The 16,354-nt window shown below is 58.8% G+C and carries 9 protein-coding genes; 7 read left to right on the top strand and 2 right to left on the bottom strand.

The window, feature by feature from the left end; genetic code table 11:
• A partial coding sequence (locus ACH2ED_RS01135; protein WP_395088353.1) for a hypothetical protein occupies positions 1 to 3,227 on the bottom strand: 3,227 nt, incomplete at its 3' end.
• Between the two features lie 1,701 nt (positions 3,228 to 4,928).
• Here ACH2ED_RS01135 and ACH2ED_RS01130 point away from each other — a divergent pair.
• The 7 genes from ACH2ED_RS01130 (at position 4,929) to ACH2ED_RS01100 (ending at position 14,622) form a co-directional block, all read left to right on the top strand.
• A complete protein-coding gene (locus tag ACH2ED_RS01130; RefSeq protein ID WP_395088352.1) occupies positions 4,929 to 5,195 on the top strand; it encodes a LuxR C-terminal-related transcriptional regulator in 267 nt (88 codons plus the stop codon).
• 126 nt (positions 5,196 to 5,321) lie between these two features.
• Positions 5,322 to 5,999, top strand: a complete 678-nt coding sequence (locus ACH2ED_RS01125) for a hypothetical protein (protein WP_395088351.1) — start codon at positions 5,322 to 5,324, stop codon at positions 5,997 to 5,999.
• Positions 6,000 to 6,064: 65 nt separating this feature from the next.
• Positions 6,065 to 7,393: a hypothetical protein gene (locus tag ACH2ED_RS01120; RefSeq protein WP_395088350.1), complete on the top strand. Its 1,329-nt coding sequence runs from the start codon at positions 6,065 to 6,067 to the stop codon at positions 7,391 to 7,393.
• The gene (locus ACH2ED_RS01115; RefSeq protein ID WP_395088349.1) at positions 7,390 to 12,051 is read left to right on the top strand and encodes an alpha-2-macroglobulin; all 4,662 of its coding nucleotides are present in this window, start codon (positions 7,390 to 7,392) and stop codon (positions 12,049 to 12,051) included. The genes ACH2ED_RS01120 and ACH2ED_RS01115 overlap by 4 nt, the downstream gene beginning before the upstream one ends.
• Positions 12,052 to 12,119: 68 nt before the next feature.
• Positions 12,120 to 12,539 carry a hypothetical protein gene (locus tag ACH2ED_RS01110; protein WP_395088348.1) on the top strand — a complete coding sequence of 140 codons (420 nt, stop codon included), beginning with the start codon at positions 12,120 to 12,122 and terminating at the stop codon, positions 12,537 to 12,539.
• Between the two features lie 44 nt (positions 12,540 to 12,583).
• Entirely contained in the window at positions 12,584 to 13,447 is an 864-nt protein-coding gene (locus tag ACH2ED_RS01105) for a hypothetical protein (RefSeq protein WP_395088347.1), read from the top strand.
• A gap of 56 nt (positions 13,448 to 13,503) precedes the next feature.
• The gene (locus ACH2ED_RS01100) at positions 13,504 to 14,622 is read left to right on the top strand and encodes a hypothetical protein (RefSeq protein ID WP_395088346.1); all 1,119 of its coding nucleotides are present in this window, start codon (positions 13,504 to 13,506) and stop codon (positions 14,620 to 14,622) included.
• Between the two features lie 3 nt (positions 14,623 to 14,625).
• Here the strand turns inward: ACH2ED_RS01100 and ACH2ED_RS01095 are convergent, their stop codons facing one another.
• Positions 14,626 to 16,326, bottom strand: a complete 1,701-nt coding sequence (locus tag ACH2ED_RS01095; protein WP_395088345.1) for a DUF5939 domain-containing protein — start codon at positions 16,324 to 16,326, stop codon at positions 14,626 to 14,628.
• Between the last annotated feature and the right edge of the window lie 28 nt (positions 16,327 to 16,354).

Genomic DNA, 16,354 nt, shown 5'->3' with positions numbered 1-16,354 from the left:
GCACTGAGTAAACCACCGTACAGACCATTCGAGCCGTTCTCACCAAGAAAGTCGTCTTCCTCATCCCCCCCAACGGACGGATCATACACACCGCTCAGACCATCATCTGCATCGGAGATCGAACCCGTGACAGGATCTTTGTAATCGCGCTGACCCGGAAACGGAGAGATGCCGTAGGGAGGCGCATTCGCACCACCACCAGACGACGCAGGATCCATAGGATTACCAAGGCTGTCACTACCAGAGGAAGCTTCCCAGACCTGTTGGGAGCTACCACTGCCGGTATCCTGAGTGACACTGGCCGTATTGCCCAAAGCATCGTGCAGGTAGCCATTTATGCTCGCACCCGCACTGCCGATCAGCCCCGTTGCGCCACGGATATACTGCCTGTACGAGCCACTCTGAATGGTGTTCAGCAACGCGGCGGCTTCCTCAAAGTCGAGGCTTCCGTCAAGGCAAGCGGCAAGCAGTTCCTCTGGGTTGGGTTGAAATTCGGGATTGGGTTCAGGCGACCCCGTAATGATCTGATGCTCCCCGAGGAGTTCGCTGCCGTCGTAGTCGAAGTAGCGCACGTCGTTTGCGCTGGTGGCGCTGAACCTGCGTCCGAGCGCATCGTACTCGTAGCTGACCAGAAGCGTGTTGCTGCCGCCAGAGCCAGGAGGGCCGGGAGGGGGACACTCGCCACCGCCGCCGCCGGAACCACTCACCAGGGAGACGGTCTTGATGCGGCCCCACGCATCGTAGGTGAACGCCTTGTCACCCGCTCGAAGCACTTTGCCTGATGGCGCATCATGCACAATAGGGCTAAGACCGGGAAGACCACCGGCGGCAGGAGCAGACAGAAGTAAGTTATCCGCATCGTAGAGCCAGCCATTGCCACTCGCATTCAGGTTGTCCGCTGCATCATAGGTATAACTGCGCGAGCCGCTGTAGTTGATGCTGCCACCACGCGTCTCCGTTTCGCCCGTGATGCGTCCTCGGCTGTCGTAGTCGTAGCTGTGTGTGGCGCTGGTAGTGCTGCCCAGTTCCCCCACGTTCAAGAGCTGCCCCAGCACGTTATGTGTCAGAGTGTACTCCCGCACCACGCTTCCATTGACCAGGTGCTTGAGTTTACGCAGGTAGGTGGGAGCCTGCGAGTAGTCACCCGCTTGCCCGCTCACTCCGTACTCCCAAACCGTGCCCGCACTGCCACCGCCCGAATAAAGCGTTATTTGCGAGAGCGGACGCCCGATAAAGTCGTAGTTCCAGCTCGTGACCGCGCCACCCGGAGCGGTCAGGGTCTTCATTCGCCCGTTCTTATCGTAGGTATAGCTGGTGGTTGTCGCCGCTACCCCGGTGGCCTGCGTGCTCATGGTCTGCCGCTTGCCATCAGGATAGTAAGTATAGCTGACAGTATGGACGCGGCTATAGACTCCTCCCAGTGGCATCGTGGTTATCACGCTGGTAAGCCACTTATTGGCATGATTGTAAGCAAACGCAACACTCTTGCCCGTGGGAGTGTTGACCAGTGTAAGCCGACCCGCATTGTCGTAGTGATTGACAACCATCTCATTGGGCTGTCCCGTAATCCACGTTACCTCGGGCCGTCCCGCAAAGTCATAGCCAAAATTTGTCGTGATCTGCCGAGCATCTGTGATGGACTTCGGGCTACCATCCCGGTCATAGGTAAAGGATGCTTGCCGCCCCGTGGGCGTGGTTATCCCACTCACATCCCCCGCAAGCCCGTAGGTTAGAACCGTCGCGTGGTCATTGCCATCAATGCTCCTGGTCAGGTTACCCGCAGTATCGAACTTGATTTTGAAGAGATCGCCGATACTATCGTAGGCATGGTGCAAACGCCCTCGCGTGTCGTACTCGAAGTCGAACTGCCCTAGCAGGGCTCCACTGGAGTTCTTCACCTGTGATTTTGTCCGCTGGCCTTTAGGGTTGATCGTGTGCTCAAGCTTGAGACCATTGGGAAAGAGAACCGACTTAACATCCTGCGCTGCCGTCCACTCAAGCGAAGTCACCAGGGGATGCGGCTCCGTCACCGAGGAACCTGTCAGCGGATAAAGGCCAAGCATAACAGGATCGCCCAGCCCATCCACGTTGATGATGTCAATCCGCCCTCCCAAGGGATCAATCACTGATTTTAGGTCGCCGGTCGTGTTGAAGTATTCCAGTGTGGTAGTTTCTTCAAAACCGCTGGCGGCTGTCGTCGGTAGAGTGGTTAACTGCTCAAGCTGGCCAAAACTGTTCCACCCTAGACGTAACTGCTCCACATTGGCATGATCTAGAATGCTCGTCAGACGCGAGGGGAGATAACCAAATTGCCCATAGTTGTAATTTGTCGTGATATTGGTCGGGTCTTTGACCTGCGTCAGATTTTTCCCATCGGTGGAGTACGTAAACTCCCACTCCTGCCCAAATGGATTCCGGGTCTTGGTGACATTGCCAAAGGAATTAAAGAACGCCTTCCAGACCATATCAAATGCATCTGTCAGCGTAATCTCAGTGGGGTCGCGCATCTCTGGCAAGAAAACCATTGTACTATGGTTCGAGTTTAGCGGTGCCCCTGTGTAGTCGGGTCCCTCAACATGCCGACTTCGGAGAATAGTTTCATGGTACGAGTTATCTAACCAGTTTGTACCAGCGCCAAGAATCTCTTTCCAGGTTGCCCCCAGCGGATCCGTGATAGAGAAAGTTCGTGAGCGAACCCCAAAGGATCCATATCCTAAAGTCGCCGTGCCTAAATTTACTTGGTAAATCCCCGCAACACCCTGATCAGCGCTGGAAGTATCATTAGTATCCCCCAGTGTAAAGCTTGAGAGACGGGGAGTTACCATCGCATTGTAGTCTTTATAGGGTGCGGAAATCCAGGTATTGGTTCGAGTCAGCCCACCAACAAACTCCGTAATGATGGAGTCACCATTCGGGCCACCATAAGCCCACGAATCATCTCGGTCGTAAGTACCATTGGGATAAGCGACTATCAGACGAGTCAGATGCCCCCCTCCATCAAAATCCAAATAAGTAATCGTGGGAAGGATTCCCTGAGCCGTCACGCGGTAGAAATACCCTCCAGGGAATCGCTCAAAGAGCAGGGAGCGCCCCGAGGAAGAATCGCTCACATAGAGGTTTCCATTAGGAACCCAAGTCAGTGTCTGCTGATTCCCATGATCATCTTTGAACCAGAGTAGGTTCCCTTCGCTACTAAACTTATAGGTATAGTTGCCCCGCTGACGCATTGCCCCAGGAGGGCCTGCATGCCGCAGCTCTGTTCCAACAAGCTCCGATTTCACCCCCGGCTCAGGGATAGATCCAAATAGCCAGCAAAGCCGATCTCCATTTGCATCATAGACAACCGTCCATGCCCCCGAACTCGATATGGCAGAACCATTGACATCAGGGTGCCAGTACTTAATGATCTGTCCGGGATTATCCGCATTATTTTCCTGACGCTGACGAATCGAATAGAGACAGTCAATATTTCCCCACGGCTTCGGCAGAGCTCCTTGCTGTATACGAAATGGTTGCGAATTTAAATTAGGAGAGAAAGCTAGCGGCACCCAGCGTGTGTAAGAGGGATCGCTCCCTTTCCCTGTATAATTTGCTGCACCTTTTCCATTATCTTTACCTTCAATTTGAAACCCAATCCTCATAATTGCACGGCCATACGCAACAGCATAGGCATAGGGCGCTGGTACTGAAAAAGAATCCGAAAACACTCCATCGAACAATGTTCCACAATTGTTAAATAATGATGTTGGCCCAGTTACCGAATCGAGATAAACAAAAGCATTTGCAACAGTACTTAATCCAAAATTAAGTTCATAAACACCAATACCAGTAGTAGGATTTACATGAACAGAACCAGTGCCTCCCCAAAGGTTTGCACCATTCGGAGACCCTGATTCAACTTCACCTGGTTGACCAGGGATTACAACAAATTTTGTCCACGTACCTGTTATGTCTCCTAGTTGCACACTATTTGTAACACTAGCTCCCCCTTTCAGGACATAGCCTGCTGGTATCCAGTTATTCGCTCCCCATTCAGCAGTACCATTTCCTTTAGGAGGTTTTGCCCCCCATTCATTTTCCGTACGAAAAATCACTTCGGAGGGGGGAGGATCCTCACTCAGATTGCCATTCTCTGGTAGCCAAATAAAGAATACTTTAAACGTTCCACCCACTGACGCTTCAGCATAAGCTGGGGTCTCTAAATAGGGCAAGGTGAGATCGTGCATTGCAAACGCGGAAGACTCAAAGTTTAAAGAAAATTTCCCACCAGTTTCAACCGTTAATGGACCACCAAAAGGATGGCTACCCACAAAATCAGTCATGCCTCCACTGCCATTACCACCTGTAATATTAATAGCATTAGAAACGTTACCACCCGATAAAGCCCCATGCATTCCACCAGGCGTAACGACAACCCGGATTTCCCATTTCCCACCACTATTTTGTCCTGCAAAACTTTTCCCAGGGAACAAAATAAAAGCACATACTAAAATGTAGTACATGGATATTTTAGAAAATGCAGGAAAATTAAAATGCAATCCCATATCCGTCTTAATATCATCTAAGTATAGATGTATTTTCTGTATCCGTCTACAAAAATAGTCATTCATAGCTACTCTACCTCATTCTACAAGAGCAAAAAATTACTCGTCTCAATATTCTCGTCGAACACACAATGAATGCATCCTAACCGATGACACATCTCCCCAAAAAACACTTCATCAGTTCCTCTCTTACAAGAGAAACGCGTACCTATAGTATAGCAGAAATATACTCTACTGCGTCATCCAAAAGTAGACATTTTCAGTCTGAAAAATAAAAATCTGGCTTCATTGACAGAAACGCTCATAAGACTCTACAATACTCTAGGCTCTAGGCTCTAGGCTCTAGGCTTCAGCGCTTTATTCGTTGTTTATAGGAGAGAAGCAATGCCGTTTTCCGCTCTTAAAGAGCACTTATTAGCAAAAGAATGCCCACTCACGAAAAGCCAACTTGAGATTTTGCAACTCATGGTGGATCAAGAAATTGCCACGGATCAGGCATTAGCAGAGCATCTTGGGGTCTCTGCCTGCACTGTCAAAACCCAGCTAGCCAGAATCAACCATCGTCTTGGCACACACGACCGTACTGTGGCGGTTCTTCTTAGTCTCAAATCGGGCTGGGTACATCTATCGATCAACAGGGTAGTACAATAACTAAGCAAGAAAATTTAGTGATCATGTCAAAGAACTTAGTAAACATATCAGGAAGTACTAAAATCATGTCAGGAAACTTAGCTGGCATATCAGGGAGAGATAAAAATGAACACAAAATCACAGTCAATGAAACAGAAACGAAACGCACTGAATGCGGCCACTCTCAAGAGCCTTCAGGCAACGGAGACAATTGCTCAGGCGGCGCAGAGAGAGCCGTTTACAGCGCAGTTAGAGGCCGTGGAGATCACCCCCGCGTTTGTGGCGACCCTCAGAGCCGACACGGCAACCTGCCACCAGACACTCGATGATGCCTTCGATGCCGACCAAGACCACAAAGGCCGCACGACCGCTGAGGGGGTGGCACACAAAGCGCTCATCGCGGTTCTGCGCAGGATTCAGGCGGCGGCCAGCCAGAAGTTTGCCCGCGACCCAGAGAACGCGCACAAGCTAGCGCAGTACGGAATCGGAACCAACCTGCTGGACAGCCGCGCCGTGCTGGCGCAGTACGCACCGGGGATCTTGTCGCACCTGAGCACGGAGAGCCTGCCGGGGCTGGGGGCAACCTTTGTGGCGCAGGCGGCGCAGGCACTGAGCGCCTGGACGGATGCCCAGAGCGGGCAAGCCGCCGCGCAGCAGACCGCCACGCAGAAGCGAGCCGAGGCGCAGGTGCAGGCGAAAGCCATAACAGACCGGCGGATTCAGGTGCAGTACGCCATCGAGGGACTCTATCCTCACACGCTCTCGGAGAATGCAGCGGCACGGGCGGCGTTTCTCCTGCCCAAAACACGGCCTTTCCGGGGCTAAAAATCAGCGCAGTGAGGGGTGGTTGCCTGTATAATCACCGGTAGAGTTTCTTAAAGAGGTGCCCCATGGAACGTGGTCTGCTGGTGGTTGCGCTGGTGTTGAGTTTAGTGGTCGGAGGGGTCGGTCTCATGCCGCCGCGAAAGCCGGTCGCCTTCCCCTGGCAGAGTGCGCTCCCGGCACTGCTCGCCTTTGCTGTTTCGCTGCCGTCGGCGGGGATTTTCGCACCGGGGCAGGCGCTGGGGTTCGGGGTATTGCTGGGCGGGGTCTTCGGCGCACTGGCCGGGTGGCTCGTGCTACAAGAGAGGCCCACGGCGGCGGCGGGGCTGGCACTGGCACCGCTGCTGCTGTTGCTCAGCCTACACGGCATGTTCCCGCGGGAGAATCTTCTGGGCGCAACTCTGGGCCTGCTCGCCGCGCTCTGCGTGATCGGGTGGCGCAGTCCCGAGGCAACTCCGGCGCTGACACTGGTCGGCGCACTGACGGTCGGGGTGGCGACGGCATCGTGCCTGGGAACCTTTCGCCCGGCGGGCACGATAAAGACCGGCTGGCTCAGCTTTCCTATGGTACTGACGGCGGGAATTCTCGTGCTGACGACCGTGCTCCGGCAGGGGAAGGCAAGCGCCTCGCGGCTGATGATCGGGGCAGGGGGCTACGCGCTTCTGCTGGCACTCGCCGTGCGCCCGCTGGCACTGGCCACGGTGGGTGCGCCCGCTCCCCTTTTAGGTAGCCTGGGAATCGCGCTGGTGCTCGGACTCATGTTGGTCTGGCTCGCCCAGGCCGACACCGCGCTGCGGCGTGTGCTCGGGGTCTTGCTCACGCTGGCGGCGCTGAGTGGAGCGAATCATCTTGGGCAGGGCTACGGGATCGCGCTGCTGCTGATCGGATTGGCCGCTCTGGCACTCCTCACAGAGACGGTGGACACGCTCCTGCCCGCGCTGGCCGCCGTGGCGCTGGCCGCCCTCTGGCGACTGGTCGCGCTGCGCTTCGACGATGCCCGTGGCTTTGGGCTGCATGAGCAGTATCTCCTGCTGGGCCTCTTACTGGGCGGGCTGCTTCCCACACTCGCGGCGGCGCTGGGCTCGCTACTGGGTGCGGGTGCGACCCTGCTGGCTGTCCCTGCCGCCCTCACCGTACTCTACGGCCCGCGCGCCGGACTGACTCTTGTGCTGGGCCTGCTCGCCGGGCAGCTCTGGAGCGCGGCGGCGGAGAGAACCAGGAGCCTCGCTTCGCTCTTTGCTCTGGGAGTCGGGACGCTCCTCGCGCAGCTTCTGGGCCACCTCGCCCCGCTGGCCGACAAGACCCGCCTGGCACGGCTGGAGCTCGTCGTGGGAATCGGGCTAGCCTGGCTCGTCGCAGCGGGAATCGGCTACCTGATCGAGAGGAAGCAGAAATGAGTACCTCCACTCTCCCCCGTTGGACGGGGGCTGGGGGGTTGGTTGCTCCCTTCGCCGCCGTGCTGCTCATCCTGATTGGCTTTGGCTACCTCTTCACCCAGAGCGAGCCCGTCGGCGGTGTCGAAGGCACAGTGACCTTTGCCCGCAATGGGAAACCACTCGGCGACACCCGGATTACCCTCAGCTCCGACAGCGAGAACCGACGCTGGCACACGCGTACCAATAGTCAGGGGCATTTTGTTTTCCGCCATATCCCCGTCGGCAAGTACACCCTGCGCGATGGTGCGCTCCATCATAGCGCGGGCTCCTACAAAACATTTCCTGTTGTCGAGGCCAAGATCACCCAGGAAAACATCAGCCTGAAACCGAACGGCGCGACACTGGAGCTGGCCTACACGCAGCAGCGCACCTACGGAACCAAGGAAACCCCCACTCTGGCGCTCACGGGAATCGGTAGTGCGGGGGAGAAAATCACCGTCACGCTGTTTCGGGCACGGCTCGCGGATGTCTTGACCAAACCCGAGCGCGCGACGGCGCTGGGGCGGCTGGGTAACCGCTGGGGCGACGATGTGGGCAAGCTGCCGCCCGCGCTGGCTCCGCTCTGCCAGACGCCTCTCACCGAAAATACGGAGGCGATTGCCCGCGTGGACCGCGAAGGGTTCTACTCGATGCGCCTGCCGCTCCGAGGGCTTAAAAACCAGCCGGGGCTCTACTTCGCCCGCCTTATCCACGAGAAACAAACGGTCTGGACCTGGGTACATCTCACGGACACCGCACTGATCACGCAGTTCTCGCCCGCCGATAAGCGCCTGCTCGCCTTCGTGGTAGACATTGAGCGCGGCACGCCTCGCACCGGCGCACTTGTCCAGCACTTTAGGGGCGGCAGTGTGCACGCACAGGGCAAGACCGATACCAGTGGCCTGGTGACTCTTTCAGCCTCCGAGGGGAGCGGCACGGCGACACTCGCGAGCATCGGGAACGACGAAACCATGGTCTATGCCCAGGACGGCTACCAGGAAGATAGCCGAAGCCTGGTGGCGCACACCATCACCGATCGGCCTCTCTATCGCCCCGGCCAAACCGTCCACTACAAGACCATCCTGCGCCGTCCCGTGTCCGGGAGCGCCTCGACCTACAAGCTGCCCGTGGGTGAAGTGGCACAGCTCACGGTCACCGATCCGGCGGGACTGGAGCTGCTCAAGGAGACAAAAACCATCAGCGCCAGCGGCGCGATTGCCGGGGAGTTCTCCGTCAATCCCGAGGGCCAGATGGGCTTCTACGACATTGAGGTGAAGGTCGGCGAGCAAAAACGCAGCCACAGCGTCGAGATTGCCTCGTACCGCAAGCCCGAGTTCTCGGTGAGCGTCACCCCGAAGCAGACACGTATCCTGCGTAACACTTTACTGGACGCCACCATTGCCGCGACGTACTACTTTGGGGCACCCGTCACCCATGCAAAAGTGCGCTGGAGCCTCACCCGCGAGACGGATTGGTCGTCGGACTACGACAATACCGGCTGGCCAAGCAGGGAGGAGGATCTGGCGGGCGAGGACTACGGCTCTGGAAGCCTGGTCGCCGATGGGGAAGGCACGCTGGATGGCACGGGTCGTCTGACTCTCTCCTTGCCCACGGAGCCCGAGAAAGACGCACGCACGGACAGCGAAGACGAGAAAGACGCCGAAAACCCCGCTAAGAAACTGCCGCCCGCCCAGACGGAGCGCTACAAGCTCACGGCCTATGTGGTAGACAATGCGGAGCGCGAGGTGGAGCAGAGCGCCGAGGTGAGTGTGACGGCGGCCAATGTGAAGATCTCCCTCACTCCCGAGGGCTACCTCGCACGGGTTGGGCAGCCCACGAGGCTTTTTGTGACGGTGCGCGACCACGACGGCAAACCGCTCGCCAATTCGCCGGTGAGCCTGCGTGTCGAACGGGCCGACAAGAAGGGCCCGGTAACCGTCCTGCCTGCGCAGCAAGCAACCACCGGCCCCGACGGGCGCGCCATCCTGACGGTCACGCTCCCCAAGAGCGGCGATCTGGATCTGATTGCCACCACCAAAGATAGTGCCGGACACGAGGCGCAGACCCACCAGACTCTCTGGGTGACGCCGCAAGACGAGACCAGCGCCGACAGCACGCGCCTCTCCGGCCTGACTCTGGCCACCGACAAGCGCAGCTACGCCCCCGGCGAGACGGCACGCGTGGTGATCGGTGCGGCGGACACCGGTCAGACGGTCTTGCTCACGATTGAGGGCGAGAAGATCTACAAGGCCATTCCCGTGCTGATTCGCCAGAGTGTGACCCGTGTCGAGATTCCCGTTCTCGATGAGTACGGCCCCAATGTCTCGCTCCGCGCGGTCTATGTCCAGAAAAAGCAGCTCCTCCAGACCGAGACACCGCTGCGGGTCACCCTGCCGCGCAAGACATTAACTATCGCCCTCACTCCGGAGCACCCCCAGTACGAGCCGGGTCAGCCCGCCACTTTTGACGTGGCGGTCACCAACAGCGACGGCAAACCCGTGGCGACGGAGCTCGCACTCTCGGTGGCCGACGAGGCGATCTACGCGCTCAAAGAGGACGATCCCAAGGCGCTACGCAAGACGTTCTATCCCCACCGCACGAGCCAGGTTCGCACGCGCCACTCCTTTGAGATTCTCTACTTGGCGGGCGACGGCAAAGACGGCATCAAGGTCAAGACACGCGAAAAGTTCGTGGACACGGCCTACTGGAACCCCGCGCTGCGCACCGACGCTACGGGCAAGACCAGAGTAACCTTTACGCTCCCGGACAACCTCACGACTTGGCGCGCTGTCGCCCATGCCGTGAGCGACGAAACAGCGGTCGGTTACGCCCGTGCCAAGATCATTGTCAATCGTCCGTTCTTTGTGCGCCTGGACATGCCCCGTTTTGTGGTGGAGGGCGATCAGGTGCGGCTCACGGGCCTCGTGCACAACAACTCTGGCCAATCACAGACTGCGCACCTTCGGCTCAAAGCAGCGGGACTTCGCGAGCCTGAAAAGACACTCTCGGTCGCCTCGGGAACGGTTGGGGAGGCCACCTGGAGCTGGACGGTTCCCGGCGCACTCTCCGAGTCCACACAAGTAGTTTTAGAAGGCTGGACAGACACCAAGCTCACCGATGGGGTCAAGCTTCCCCTCACGGTGCGCCCATTTGCACGGGAAACCCTGACCAACTACGGCTTCGCTCCCGATGGCACGCTCCGTGTCGCTCTGCCCGCTGATGCCGTCGCCGAGCGCTCGTTTCTCACCGTCCGGGTCGCGCCCAGCCTGCACGAAACGGTGGCCGAGGCAACGGAATATCTGAAAAAATACCCCTACGGCTGTGTCGAGCAGACCGTCAGCCGCTTCGTGCCACTCATTGCAGCGGGTGTCGCGGACAAGAAGCTAGTCGCCGAGGGAGTCACGCGCCTGGCGGGAATGCAAAACGGCGACAAAGGCTGGGGCTGGTGGTACAAAGACGGCTTCGATCTCTGGCACACCGCCTACGCACTCTGGGGTCTGGCTGAGGCGCGTGATGCGGGCTTCCCCGTACCCCTCGCACTTTTCGAGCGCGGAGCCAAGCCGCTCTGGGCACTCCTCACGGAAAAGACAAACCCCATCCCGGACACGGCTTTCGCACTCTATGCCGTCAGCCGTGTGGACGCTGCCCGCGCCCGCGGGCTCGCACCGGAGCTTCTGCACCGCTTCGGCCTCGCGAGCGCCAAGCGTGCGGACACACTGGCCTGGCTCACTCTGGCCTGCACTAACCTGGGTATAGACGCGGTGCCCTACGCCAATGCCCTGGAACAAAAAGCCCAAGTGGACGGCGCCTTCGCGCACTGGGGCGACGGCAGCGAGCGCACCACGACCGCACTCGCCCTACGTGCGCTGCTCGCAGCTCGCTCCCAGAGCGTGATGATCGGCAAGGCCACCACCTACTTGCTCTCCACAGGCACCAGCGGCTACTTCGGCAACACCCGCGACACGGCCTTCGTGATCTCCACTTTCTGCCAGCTCCCCGACTACGCACGGGATCAGGAGCTTGTCCCCTCCACGCTCCAGCTCAATGGAAAACCCTTCCCATTGGCAAGTAAAGGCAAACTACTGGAAGCGACAATTCCCGGAACGGCGCTAAAGCCCGGCGAAAACAAGCTCACCTTTTTGGGCGGCTACGCCACGGCGACCCTGCGCCAGACAACAAGAACCGATGTCCTGCCCGTGCTTGAGGCCAAGGGCATGAAGATTCGACGGGAGTATATCCGGCTGGCATCGGGCCCAAAAGGTCTCCTCCCCGAGGGCGCAACCACCCACTTCAACCAGGGAGAGACGGTTCGCGTCCGGCTGATTGTCGAGGTCAGCGAGCCGCAGGACTTTGTTTTACTGGAGGACCGCTTCCCCTCAGGGTTCGAGCCCAATGCCCGTGGCACTCTGGAGGAAGAGGATACCTACGGAGCGTGGAACTTCTGGTACTCCCATATAGATGTCCGTGATGACCGGATCGCACTTTTTGCCCGCTCTCTGGACAAGGGCAAACATGTCTATGAGTACCACCTACGCGCCCAAACACCGGGTCAAGCGCATGCACTTCCTGCGGCTCTCACCCCCATGTATGGCACCCGTCTCCGTGCTGAGTCTGCGGGTGAGGTACTGGTAATTCGGTGAAATGCAAAAAACTGAGGAGAGAAAGCCACCATGTTTAAGGAAGAGAACCCAGAGAGGGAGCTAAACCGATGAAGGGACTCCTCGGTGCGTTTTTAGGAGCCGTGGCGCTGGGCATTGCCACCGCTTCCTACCAGCAGAGCCTGCCGCCCGATCAAGCGGGTGAGATCTTATGGGGGCTGATCTTCCTCCAAGCGGTGCCTTCGGGCGCTGCGCTCGGGATGGGTGCGGAGCTTGCGATGCGGGCTCCGGCGGGGAGGCACCGCGCGCTGTGCTGCTTTGCGGGCGGCCTGCTCGGGCTGGTGCCACCTGGTATCTGGGCGTGGCTCGCGGTCAGCGGTGATCCGTTTCATGCGCTGCCCAAGCTCTGGGCGACACTGGTGCTCTGCATGCCCACTCTGGGAGCGATCTTAGTCATGAACCTCTGGGGCCTGGCGAGCCTGCGCCCGGTGCGCTTCCCAACAAAAGAAAAAGAGAGCGACGAGAGCTAGTACCCGCAACCGGAGCGCTGGAATTACGTCGTAGATAGATAGACATGGCACTCTCTTCCCAAAAGCAACGAGCTCTCCCTGAGGAGCGGGCCCAGGAAAACTCGCTGGAGGCACTCTGGCGCGAGGTGATTACCGAAAATCCGCTCTACCATCGGGAGGTCAGCGCCGTTTCTGTCCCCGCGAACTACTCCCCCGCGAAGGCAGAAGCCCTCCGCGAGAAGGCCCGCGCCACCCGTGCCCAGTGGGCGGCGCTCCCCCCGGTTCAGAAGCTCTGGAGACGTGCACGTCCCCTCCTCATTACCTTTGCGGTCTGCTACGCTCTCGTCCCGCTGGTTCTAGAGCACCTGAGTGGCAGTAGTATCGGCCCCATGATTGGCCCTATCATTAGTGGCCTGTTCCTCTCCGCAACCTCAACAGCGGGAACGATTGTGGCAGAGCGCGAGAAGCGCACCTGGAACGCTCTGCTGCTCACGCAGCTCACTCCCGCACAGATTCTTGGGGGGAAGGCTGCCAATGTTCTGCGTCTACAGCTCTTCGCTCAGGCTATCTTACTCAGCATCGTGCTCGCCGTGGTCGCTCATGGGGTTCTGTCCGCTCTTGTCCTGCTTCTTTTTCCGCTCGTCCTGCTGCCGAGTACCGTGCTCAATACGCTGGTCGGTATCGAGACTTCTCTCTGGAGTACCAGCCTCAAAGAGGCCCTGAGCAAGGCCACGCGTCGTGGGGCGGGTCTGAGTATTCTCACACTAGCGGTCGGCTTAGCGACCACGCTTGCTCTCTTTGTAAAGCTCTCGCCCGTGCTCCTTCTGCTCCCCGTGTTCTACTGCTTCTTTGCCGTGACAGCATCGGTGAGGATCTGGCGGCGGATGCTGCGCGATATTTGGCGGGCACCGAAAGATTTTTCTGGTTAAATCGGCGATAAAATGCCACTATTAGACGTATCAGGTAGTTATCTACAGGAGTTGCTATGCTCAGAGTAAAACAAGAAGAAACCGAGGAGACGCGCACTACCCTCCCCCCCGTTCGTGTTCCGTCGCCCCCCCAGCCTGCCCCCGCGACACTGAGTGCAGAAGACGAAGTGTTTCTCTCCCGGCTCCGCAGTGGGGAGACACTCACGAGTGGCGAGCGGGTTCTGCCCACCCTGATCACTCCCCCACAGACAATCGCCGCCCCCCCCTCCACTCTCTCTTTGCCCGAGTGGTGGGAGCACCTGATTACCAACAACCCCGTCTTCCACAAAGAGACCCTGGCACAGAAACGGACCCAGGAGAAGAAGCAAGGCACCACGCAGCTCACGGAGAAGATTCTCGGGATCATGGCCACGCTTGGCCTCTACGCGGGGATGTTCTATCTGATCTCCCTCACCGCAGGCACCACCGATCCCAAACCCGCTTTCTGGGGAATGCATGGCTTTCTGGTAGTGTTGCAGTGCCTGGTGCTCATGATCGCAATGCCCCTCCAGGCCGCTACCAGTATCACGTCCGAGCGCGAGAAAATGACCTGGAATGCGCTCCTGCTCTCACGCAACTCGCCGCTCCAGATCCTGGTGGGGAAGATGGCGGCCACTCTCCGTCCTATCTCACTTTTCTACGGGATGATGCTCCCCGCGCTCATTATCACATCGGTGGGCACCGGCATGGCTTGGACCAACTTTCTGGCCTCACAAGTCTTGATCCTCATCACCTCGCTGCTCAATGCGTCGGTAGCGACCTACTGCTCCTTGGTGAGTAAGAAAAGCCAGCAGGCATCGGGCAATGCGGGCGGCTGGGTTATCGTGCCGCTTCTGGGGCTCCCTGGGCTAACCGCCATCACCTACGCGGCTCCGGCGCTCATGGCGAGCCTACTGAATACTCGGTTTGACCCTGCTCCCTGGTTCCATTGGATGGCCTGGCTCATCAATCTCTTCAACCCGGCGGCGGGGATATTTTTCGCCCTCACTCAGGCCCCCCTTCTCAATAGCATGCCCGCTTGGCTCTGGTTCTTCGTCCCGACTTTTTATCTCGCCGTTTCCTCGCTGACCATTCGTGCGCTCTGGAAGCGGATGCTGGATATCTTCTGGAAAACTCCCAAAGACCTCTCGGGGTAGCGCCTAACTCCCAATCCGCCAGAGTGTTACAGGTGCATCCGTCCCCTTGAGCATCGCCGTAAAGCTCTCCTGGGAAAGCTCGGTGGGGACGAAGTGAAGCAGCCCATCGGGGAGGACGATATCGCCGCCGTGGCTCTGACCCTGGATACGACTGGCGAGATTCACGGTCTGGCCGAAGTAGTCGAGCTGGCCGTTGGCGGTCACGGCGAGCGCGGGGCCACTGCACAGCCCGAGCTTCACGACAAGCGGTGCGGCCTCGCGCTGAATGGCAAGGGCAGCCTGCACGGCCTGCTCCGGGTTGGTGAAGGCGGCCATGATGGAGTCGCCAATGGTCTTAACCACACCTCCCTCGTATGTTTCCAGAATTTTGGAGAGCTGCTCAAAGTGCGCCCGCACCGTGGCGTAGGAAGGGGCATCGCCGTGGGTTGCATACATCTGAGTGGAGCCCTTTAAGTCCGTAAACAGGATCGTCACCTGCCGCACCACCAGCTCCTGCCCGGGTGCCAGCACCTCCGAGCCAAAGTGCTTCCGAAACTCCGAGAGCGCCGTCACCTGCGCCGCCGTCGCCGCATCCTCCCGCCAGCCCAAGCTCTCCAACCGAAAGAGCATCGGGTAGGATGCCGTATTCGCCAGCACAACGGACGCACTCTGTGCCAACCCGAGTTCCTGTGTCTCGCGTCTTTGTGGAGAGCGAAGCCGGTAGGTTCCCCGTGGTAAGCTTGTGCCGACGGTTTCCGAAGTGTTTGCGGGAACTTGCCACTGTATCACCACATGGCGCATGCGGTGCGGACCACCTATGCAGTAGGTTGCCGCGCCATCGTCGGCTTTTCGCAGTGCGGGCGCGACGGAGAAACAAACTTCGACATCCTGGTCAAAAGCGGGGCCAAAAGAAATATTGCACGACGCACAGTGCGCTTTATCGGGCGTGAGCGCGTCCAGCGTCTCCACCGACGGCCCCGCGCCACGACAGGCCGGGCAGAGCAAGCGCCAGTGCAGCTCCAGTGCCCCCGCACGCACCGCTTTCAGGCAGAGCTTCAGAACCTCTGTTCGGCCTAGCCCCCACCGGTCGGCGAGCGCAAACGGGCGAAAATCCACCACATCCTCCGGCGGCGAGAGCAACAGAAAGGCGATCAACCGCGCCGCCTGCTCCCCCGTGAGCCCGGCCTGCTCCAGACGCGTGCGCGTTCGTTGCATCGCTGCCCCATCAGGAGCACCGGGCGCGGTACCACTTTTGTGGGCATGAATCGGATACGGGGTGGCTTGCCTGCCCTCCAGAAACGCCACAAAGCTCGTGCAAGCACGGAGCAGGCCGTTGACACTGCTCCGGGCAATACGCTGCGCCAGAAATCTGCCCCCAACCCCACGTGGCTCGGCCTCTGACCAGGCCATTAGCCGTGTCACTGCCCCTTCGGTTTCGAGTTGCACTCCCACACGGTAGACCGAAACTGGCCCGTTTTCGGGGAAGCGCTGCACCCACCAGAGCGACGGCTTCACCCAGTGATACGGCTCCTCGACATAGCGCAGAGTCACCGGCCCGAAGCGCGCCTGGCCCCGAAGCGACGAGCCTCCTTCAGGGCGTGGCGTGAACGTGAACGCCACCGACGGCAGCTTCAGCTCCCGGTTCAGTCGCTCGGTATCCGAGAGCAGCTCCCAGAGTGCCTCCCGGGGAATCGAGAACAAGAGGGTTTTCTCAGCGCGGATCACAGCGGCATTATAGCGGTATAATCGGCCC

Source organism: Armatimonas sp. (assembly GCF_043757465.1).
Lineage (GTDB): Bacteria > Armatimonadota > Armatimonadia > Armatimonadales > Armatimonadaceae > Armatimonas.
Note: the sequence above shows the minus strand (reverse complement) of the source record. Positions and strands in the feature narration are given on the sequence as shown.

Excerpts from the sequence above, each read along its gene's own strand:
- ACH2ED_RS01130 (WP_395088352.1), top strand. The coding sequence starts at position 4,929 with ATGCCGTTTTCCGCTCTTAAAGAGCACTTATTAGCAAAAGAATGCCCA.
- ACH2ED_RS01125 (WP_395088351.1), top strand. The coding sequence starts at position 5,322 with ATGAAACAGAAACGAAACGCACTGAATGCGGCCACTCTCAAGAGCCTT.
- ACH2ED_RS01120 (WP_395088350.1), top strand. The coding sequence starts at position 6,065 with ATGGAACGTGGTCTGCTGGTGGTTGCGCTGGTGTTGAGTTTAGTGGTC.
- ACH2ED_RS01115 (WP_395088349.1), top strand. The coding sequence starts at position 7,390 with ATGAGTACCTCCACTCTCCCCCGTTGGACGGGGGCTGGGGGGTTGGTT.
- ACH2ED_RS01110 (WP_395088348.1), top strand. The coding sequence starts at position 12,120 with ATGAAGGGACTCCTCGGTGCGTTTTTAGGAGCCGTGGCGCTGGGCATT.
- ACH2ED_RS01105 (WP_395088347.1), top strand. The coding sequence starts at position 12,584 with ATGGCACTCTCTTCCCAAAAGCAACGAGCTCTCCCTGAGGAGCGGGCC.
- ACH2ED_RS01100 (WP_395088346.1), top strand. The coding sequence starts at position 13,504 with ATGCTCAGAGTAAAACAAGAAGAAACCGAGGAGACGCGCACTACCCTC.